General features: G+C 73.7%; 1 protein-coding gene. It reads left to right on the top strand.

What is annotated here, in order from left to right; all coding sequences use genetic code 11:
• Positions 1 to 3: 3 nt before the first annotated feature.
• Positions 4 to 8,652: an SDR family NAD(P)-dependent oxidoreductase gene (locus tag ABZ873_RS33110; RefSeq protein WP_360880234.1), complete on the top strand. Its 8,649-nt coding sequence runs from the start codon at positions 4 to 6 to the stop codon at positions 8,650 to 8,652.
• The last annotated feature ends 169 nt before the right edge of the window (positions 8,653 to 8,821 follow it).

Raw genomic sequence — 8,821 nt, 5'->3', positions numbered from 1 at the left:
GCGCTGGATGAGCTGCTGGCCTCCTGTGAGGTGGAGGGTGTGCGGGCGCGTCGTATCGCGGTGGATTACGCCTCGCACTCCGCGCAGGTGGATGTTCTGAACGAGGACCTTCTGAGGGAGCTGGCGGACATCCGTCCGCAGTCCTCGTCCGTCGCGTTCTATTCGACGGTGTCGGGCGAGAGGATGGACACCGCCGGTCTGGATGCCGGGTACTGGGTGCGGAACCTGCGCGAGCGGGTGCAGTTCGAGCCGGTCACCCGCCTGCTGGCCGAACAGGAGTACGGGATCTTCGTCGAGTCGAGCCCGCATCCGGTGCTCACCATGGCGATCCAGGAGACGCAGGAAAGTGTTCTGGGCGCCGGCGCGGCCATCGGGTCGCTGCGTCGTGAGGAGGGCGGCGCGGAGCGCTTCCTGACCTCGCTGGCCGAGGCTTATGTGGCCGGGGCCCCGGTCGACTGGAAGCAGCTGTTCGCCGGGTCCGGGGCGCGGCGCGTCGACCTGCCGACCTACGCCTTCCAGCACCAGCGGTACTGGATCGCGGACGTCGTGGCACCAGTCGCCGAAGCCGCGGTCGACCCGGTCGATGCCGCGTTCTGGGGTGCGGTGGAGCGCGCGGACGCGGCTGGTGTGGCGGAGTTGGTGGACGGTGGTGCGGTCGGGGCGTGGGAGCCGGTGGTTCCGGCGTTGTCGGCGTGGCGCAAGGGCCGTCGGGAGCGTTCGGTTCTGGATTCGTGGCGTTACCGGACGGTGTGGCGTTCGGTGAGTGTTCCGGCGTCCGGCCGTCTGGACGGGACGTGGCTGCTGGTCACGCCGGGTGCCGGGGCACCGGTGGAGGAGGTCCGGGCCGCTCTCGCGGCGGCCGGGGCCGAGGTCGTGGTGCTGGAGGCCGGGGCGGATGTGGAGCGTGCGGCGTTGGCCGCACGGCTCGCGGAGACTCCGGATGCGGCGGGTGTGGTTTCCCTGCTCGGCTGGAACGAGGAGTCTGCTCTGGCGGCGACGCTGGTCCTGCTCCAGGGTCTGGCCGATGCTGCCGTGTCGGGTCGGCTCTGGGCCCTGACCCGGGGCGCCGCCACCGTGGGCGCCGCTGATCCGGTCCGGCCCGTGCAGGCGCAGCTGTGGGCGCTCGGCCAGGTGGCCGGTCTGGAGCAGCCCGGCACGTGGGGCGGTCTGGTCGATGTCCCTGAGGCGTGGGACGAGCGGGTTGCCGCCGGCTTCACCGGTGTTCTTGCGGCGGGTGAGGGTGAGGATCAGGTCGCGGTGCGGTCGTCGGGTGCGTATGCCCGTCGTCTGGTCCGTGCGCCCCTGGGTGGTAGCCCGGTTCCGGTCCGGGAGTGGAATCCGCGCGGCACTGTCCTGGTCACGGGTGGCACGGGCGGGATCGGTGCCCACCTGGCGCGTTGGCTCGCGAAGGACGGCGCCGAACACCTCCTGCTGCTGAGCCGTCGCGGCGAAGAGGCCGATGGCGTGAGCGAGTTGGTCGAGGAGCTTCGTGGCCTGGGCACCGAGGTGTCCGTCGTGGCCTGTGATGTGACCGACCGGCAGGCGCTCGCCACGGTCATCGAGGCGATTCCGGCGGAACACCCCCTCACCGCCGTCTTCCACACCGCCGGCATATCCGGCTACGCCGAACTCGTCCAGGCCACCCCCGAGCACCTCGACGGCATCTTCTCCGCCAAGGTGCAGGGCGCGCGTCACCTCGACGCCCTGACCGCGGACCTGCCCCTCGACGCGTTCGTCCTCTTCTCCTCCGGTGCCGCCGTCTGGGGCAGCGCGGGGACCGGCGCGTACGCCGCCGCCAACGCCTACCTGGACGGCCTCGCCTCCGAGCGCCGGGCTCGCGGCCTCACTGCGACCTCCGTCTCCTGGGGCGGCTGGAAGGCCACCGGCATGGCGGCGGACGGTACCGCCGAGCAGCTGTCCCGGCGCGGTGTCGGCCAGATGGAACCGGCTCTGGCCGTCGAGGCCCTGCGGCAGGCCATCGAGCAGGACGAGACCACGCTGACCGTCACCGACATGGACTGGGAACGCTTCACCCCGGGCTACACCATGGCCCGCCGGCGCCCCCTCATCGAGGACATCCCCGAAGTCGCCCGCGTCCTGAGCGAGGACGCCGTCGTCCCCTCCGAGGACGAGTCCTCCGGCTCTGCGCTGCGCGAGGCCCTCGTGGGTCTCACCGTGCCGGAACAGCACGACCGTCTGCTGGAGCTGGTGCGCACCGAGGCGGCGGCGGTACTGACCCATCAGACGACGGACGAGATCACCGCGCACCGGCCCTTCCGGGACCTCGGCTTCGACTCGCTGACCGCCATGGAGCTGCGCAACCGGCTCAACGCGGCCACCGGGCTGCGCTTCCCCGCCACCATCGTCTTCGACTACCCCACCCCGCAGCGCATCGCCCACCACCTGCACGAGCAGCTCTTCGACGGCAGCGCCGCCGCCGCTGCCCCGCCGGCCGCGCGGGTGCCGGACGACGACCCGATCGTGATCGTGGGCATGGCCTGCCGGTTCCCCGGCGGGGTGCGCGGTCCGGAGGACCTGTGGCGGCTCCTCGCGGAGAACCGCGACGCGATGACCGACTTCCCGGCCGACCGCGGCTGGCAGGGTCTGGCCATGAACGAGTTCATCTCGGAGTCGGGTTCGGCGCGCCAGGGTGCCTTCCTGGCCGAGGCCGCCGACTTCGACGCGGCGTTCTTCGACATCTCGCCCCGCGAGGCCCTGTCGATGGACCCGCAGCAGCGCCTGCTGCTGGAGATCTCCTGGGAGACGCTGGAGCGCGCCGGGTACGACCCGTCCGCGCTGCGCGGCAGCCGTACCGGTGTGTTCGTCGGTGGCACCCCGCAGGAGTACACGACCGTACTGATGAGCTCGACGGAGGCTGCGGGCGGCTACGCCCTCACCGGTGCCTCGGGCAGTGTGATGTCCGGCCGGGTCTCCTACGCGCTCGGCCTGGAAGGGCCGGCCGTGACGGTGGACACCGCCTGCTCCTCCTCGCTGGTGACCCTGCACCTGGCCGCCCAGGCCCTGCGCAACGGCGAGTGCGACCTCGCCCTCGCGGGCGGCGTGACCGTGATGGCCACGCCCGGCGCCTTCGTGGAGTTCTCCCGGCAGGGCGGTCTCGCCGGTGACGGCCGGGCCAAGGCGTTCGCGGCCGCCGCGGACGGTACCGGCTGGGGCGAGGGCGTCGGCATGCTGGCCGTCCAGCGCCTCTCGGACGCCGTGCGCGACGGCCGTCCGGTGCTGGCCGTACTGCGCGGGTCCGCCGTCAACTCCGACGGCGCCTCCAACGGCCTGACCGCCCCCAACGGCCCCTCGCAGCAGCGGGTGATCCGCCAGGCGCTGAGCTCCGCCGGGCTGGACACGGCGGACGTCGACATGCTGGAGGCGCACGGCACCGGCACGGCCCTCGGTGACCCGATCGAGGCCCAGGCCCTGCTGGCCACCTACGGCCAGGACCGCCCCGCGGACCGGCCGCTGCTGCTGGGCTCCGTCAAGTCGAACATCGGCCACACCCAGTACGCCGCGGGCGTGGCGGGCGTGATCAAGTCGGTGCTGGCGCTGGAGCACGGCGTACTGCCCAAGACCCTGCACGTGGACGCGCCCACCCCCGAGGTGGACTGGTCCGCGGGCCGGGTGGAGCTGCTGACCGGGAACCGCGCGTGGCCGGAGACCGGCCGCCCGCGCCGGGCCGGCGTATCGGCCTTCGGCATCAGCGGCACCAACGCGCACATCATCCTCGAACAGGCACCCGAGGAGACCGGGACCGCGGGGCAGGAGCCCACGGCGGACGCCGCGCACGCCGGGGAAGCCGCCCCGGTGGTGCCCTGGGTGATCTCGGCCCGTTCCGAGGACGGCCTGCGGGACCAGGCCGGGCGGCTCGCCGAACACCTGCGGGAGCGGCACCCGCGCCCGCTGGACGTGGGCTTCTCGCTGGCGGCCACCCGGGCCGGGCTGGAGCACCGCGCGGTGCTCGTCGGCGCGGACCGGGAGGAGCTCCTGGAGCGTCTGGCGGCGCTGGCCGAGGGCGGTTCCCCGGCCGGCGTGGCCCGGGGCGTCGCCGGTGAGGGCAAAACGGCCTTCCTGTTCACCGGCCAGGGCGCGCAGCGCCAGGGCATGGGACGGGAGCTGTACGACGCCCACCCCGTCTTCGCCGAGGCGTTCGACGCCGTGTGCGCCCAGCTGGACACCCTGCTGGACCAGCCGGTGAAGGACGTCGTGTTCGCGGACGGCTCCGCGCTGTCCCGGACCGTGTTCACCCAGGCGGGCCTGTTCGCCTTCGAGGTGGCTTTGTACGAACTGGTCAGCTCCTGGGGCGTGCGCCCCGACCTGCTGCTGGGCCACTCCATCGGAGAGCTGGCCGCGGCCTACGTGGCCGGCGTGTGGTCCCTGTCCGACGCGTGCCGGATCGTCGCCGCCCGCGGCAGGCTCATGCAGGCCCTTCCGTCGGGCGGAGCGATGCTGGCCGTCCAGGCCGCGCCCGACGAACTCCCGGGGCTGCCCGAGGGGGTGTCGGTGGCCGCGGTCAACGGGCCGCGCTCGGTGGTGCTCTCCGGGGACGAGCAGCAGGTCCGCGCCCTTGCCGACGCCTTCCGCGAACAGGGCCGCCGGGTCAAGGAGCTGACGGTCAGTCATGCGTTCCACTCGGCCCGGATGGAGCCCATGCTCGCCGCGTTCGGTGAGGTCCTCGCCACGGCAGAGTTCCACGCGCCCCGCATTCCGGTCGTCTCGAACCTGACCGGCGAGATCGCGGGCGACGAGCTGACCACCCCCGACTACTGGGTCCGGCACGTCCGCGGCACGGTCCGCTTCGCCGACGGCGTCGCGACCGCGATGAGCCGGGGCGTCGACACCTTCCTGGAGCTCGGCCCGGGCGGGGAACTGACCGCCATGGCCGAGGAGACCCTCGACCACCACGGCCGGGAAGGCGCCCGCGCCACCTGCGTCCCCGCCCTGCGCCGCGAACAGCCGGAGGCCAGCTCCCTGGCCCTGGCCCTGGGCCGGATCCACGCCGCCGGCACCCCGGTCGACTGGAAGGCCCTGTTCGCCGGTACGGGCGCCCGTACGGTCGGCCTGCCCACGTACGCCTTCCAGCACAAGCGGTACTGGCTGGACTCCATGGCCTCCTCCGGCGGCGACCCCGCCTCCATGGGGCTGACCGCCACCGGGCACCCGCTGCTCGGCGCCGGGGTCGCGCTCCCGGAGTCCGACGGGTTCCTGTTCACCGGACGGCTCTCGCTGGCCGCCCAGCCCTGGATCGCGCACCACGCCATGCTCGGCACGGCCCTGCTGCCGGGCACCGCCTTCGTGGAACTCGCGCTGCGCGCCGGCGGCCAGGTCGGCTGCGAGCTGATCGACGAACTCACCCTGGAGGCCCCGCTGGTACTGGGCGAGCAGGGCGGCCGCGCCATCCAGGTCCTGGTCGGCGGACTCGACGAGTCCGGCCGGCGGGCGATCAGCCTGTACTCCAGGGCGGACGGCGAAGGCGACGGCGACGAGGCGCAGTGGACCCGGCACGCCTCCGGCCTGCTGGCCGACGGCGGAGCGGCCGACGCCGCCCCGGAACCGGTGACCGTGTGGCCCCCGGCCGGCGCGACGGAGATCCCCGTCGAGGACTTCTACCCGGACCTGGCCGAGGCCGGATTCGCCTACGGGCCGGTGTTCCAGGGGCTGCGGGCCCTGTGGGACAAGGACGGCGAGCTGTTCGCCGAGGTCCGGCTCCCCGAGGAGGCCGGCGGCGAGGACAGCGGCTTCGGGGTGCACCCGGCCCTGCTGGACGCGGCACTCCAGCCGCTCGCGCTCGGCATCCTCGGGCTCGCCCCGGGCCGCGAGCCGATCAAGGGCGGCATGCCCTTCGCCTGGAGCGGCGTACGGCTGCACGCCACGCACGCGTCGGTCGTACGGGTCCACCTTGCGCCGGCGGGCCGCTCCGAAGTGTCGGTGCTGGTGACCGACGACGCCGGCCTCCCGGTCGCGACCGTCGACTCGCTGACGATGCGGGATCCCGCACTGGAGCAGTTCGTCGGCGCCGGCTCCGCGCCGCGCCAGGACTCGCTGTTCACCCTGGGCTGGACCCCGGTGCCGCTGGGCTCCCGGGAGCTCTCGGGCGAGTGGGCCATGCTCGGCTTCGACCCGCTGTCGCTCCGGCCGCGCCTGGTCGAAGCGGGTCTCTCCGGTACGCCGTACCTCGACCCGCAGTCCCTCCTCGACACCGTGGAGTCGGGCGCGCCCGCCCCGGCCGTCGTGGCCATGACCTGCTTCGGCGGTGACCAGGGAGGAGTCCTCGCGGCCACCCACCACGCGGCACACCGCGTGCTGGAGACCGTCCAGCACTGGCTGTCCGACGAACGGCTCACCGGCTCCAAGCTGCTCCTCCTGACCCGGGGGGCCGTCTCGGTCCTCGACACGGACCGCACCACGGACATCGGGGCCTCGGCCGTCTGGGGCCTCGTACGCACGGCGCAGTCGGAACACCCCGACCGGATCGTCCTCATCGACCTGGACGACGACGCCGCCTCGTACCGGGCCCTGCCCGCCGCACTCGGCACCGGTGAACCGCAGCTCGCGCTGCGCGCCGGAGCCGCGAGCGCGCCGAGGCTCGCCAGGAACACCGCGGTGCCCGAGGGCACCGGGGCCTTCGGACCCGAGGGTACGGTCCTGATCACGGGCGGCACCGGCGCACTGGGCGCCGTGGTCGCCCGGCACCTGGTGACCGGACACGGCGTACGGCACCTGGTGCTGGCCAGCCGCAGCGGCGCCGACGCGCCGGGGGCGGCGGACCTGATCGCCGAACTGGGCGCACTGGGCGCCGAGGTCCGGGCGACCGCCTGCGACGTGGCGGACCGGACCGCGCTGGAGGCCCTGCTGGCCGCCGTACCGGCCGGGCAGCCGCTGACCGGAGTCGTCCACACCGCCGGTGTGCTCGACGACGGCACGATCGAGTCGCTGAGCCCCGAGCGCGTGGACACCGTGCTGCGGGCCAAGGCGGATGCCGCCTGGCACCTGCACGAGCTCACCCGGGACGCGGAGCTGCGGGCGTTCGTCCTCTTCTCCTCCGCCGCCGGCCTGCTCGGCAGCCAGGGGCAGGGCAACTACGCGGCCGCGAACTCCTTCCTGGACGCGCTCGCGGTGCACCGCCGCGAGGCCGGACTGGCCGGTACCTCGCTCGCGTGGGGCTGGTGGGAGCAGCCCGGCGGCATGGGAGCCGAGCTCGGCCGCGCCGAGCGGGCCCGGATGGCCCGCGGAGGCGTCTCCGCCTTCACGGCCGGGACGGGCATGGCGGCCTTCGACGCCGCGCTCGGCGTCGCCGGCGAGGCCGTACTCGTCCCGATGCGCCTGAACACCACGGTCGCCCGGCCCACCGGCGAACAGCAGGTGCCCCCGCTCCTGCGCGGGCTCGTGAGGGCCCCGCAGCGGCGCGCCACCCGCTCCGACGCGCGGGCCACCTCCCGGCTGCACGAGCGGCTGGCCGGAACGGCCGGGGCCGACCGGCTGGCCGTACTGGCCGAACTGGTCCGCTCCGAGGTCGCCCAGGTACTCGGCCACTCCGGTGCGGACGCCATCGAGGACGCCCAGGGCTTCGCCGAACTGGGCTTCGACTCGCTGACGTCCGTGGAACTGCGCAACCGGCTCAACGAGCTCACCGGACTGCGCCTGGCGTCCACCGTGGTCTTCGACCACCCCACCCCGGCCGCCCTCGCCGCGGAGCTGAGCGAGCAGCTGCGGTCCTCCGTCGCACCCGCCGCCGCACCGGCTGCGCCGGCCGCACCGGCGGAGCGGCCGGAACAGGCCGAGGCCGCCGCGGACACCAGCGGGATCGCGGTGATCAACGGAGTCGAGGCGCTGTACCGGCGGGCCGTCGAGATCGGGCGCCTGGACATCGGCCACAGCGTCCTGCGCAACTCGGTCGACCTGCGCGAGAACTTCTCGGACCCGGCCGACGTACGCAAGGGACCGGCGCTCGTCCGGCTCGGTGCGGGCGAAGCCTTCCCGAAGATCATCGGATTCCCCTCGCAGTCCGTCTGGGCCAGCAACCAGGAGCTGGTGTCCCTGGCCGAGCCGCTGCGCGGTATCCGCGACGTGTGGTCGCTGATGCTGCCCGGGTTCGTGACGGGCGAGCCGGTCGCCGACAGCGTCGACTCCGCCGCCGCGTACGCGGTCCAGCGCATCGAGGAGCTGACGGACGGCACCCCGTTCGTCCTCACCGGGCGTTCGTCCGGCGGCCGGGTGGCCCACGAGGTCACCGCACGGCTGGAGGCGCGGGGCATCCACCCGCTGGGGCTGGTCCTGATCGACAGCTACCTGGCCGGCTACGACCAGACCTCCTACATCGTCCCGGTGATGGAGGGCAAGGCGCTCGAACTGGAGAAGGACTTCGGCCGGATGACGGGCAACCGTCTCACCGCGATGTCGGCCTACTTCGCGCTGTTCGAGCACTGGCAGCCGAAGGAGATCAAGACGCCGACGCTGCTCGTCCGGGCCTCGGAGTGCTTCGGCGTCGAGCCGGGCGAGGTCGGACCGCCGCCGGAGAAGTGGCAGGCCGTGTGGCCGCTGGAGCACGACGCCATCGACGTGCCGGGCAACCACTACACGATGCTCGAGGGCAACGGTGATGTGACCGCCGCCGCCATCCACGAGTGGCTGCTCAAGCAGCGGTAACCACACCGTGGTTCCAGGGGCCGCGTTCCGCGAGGAACGCGGCCCCTTCGTGTGCCCCGGGGGCGGCCCCGCCAGAGCCACCGCGCCCCGCCGCATGCACACCCGTACACCCGTACAACGGCGTCGGCTGGCTCCGGGTCGGCATCGACTCGGTCTTCCCCCTGACGGA

Origin of the sequence: Streptomyces sp. NPDC047014, assembly GCF_040644195.1 — a bacterium.
GTDB lineage: Bacteria > Actinomycetota > Actinomycetes > Streptomycetales > Streptomycetaceae > Streptomyces.
Note: the sequence above shows the minus strand (reverse complement) of the source record. Positions and strands in the feature narration are given on the sequence as shown.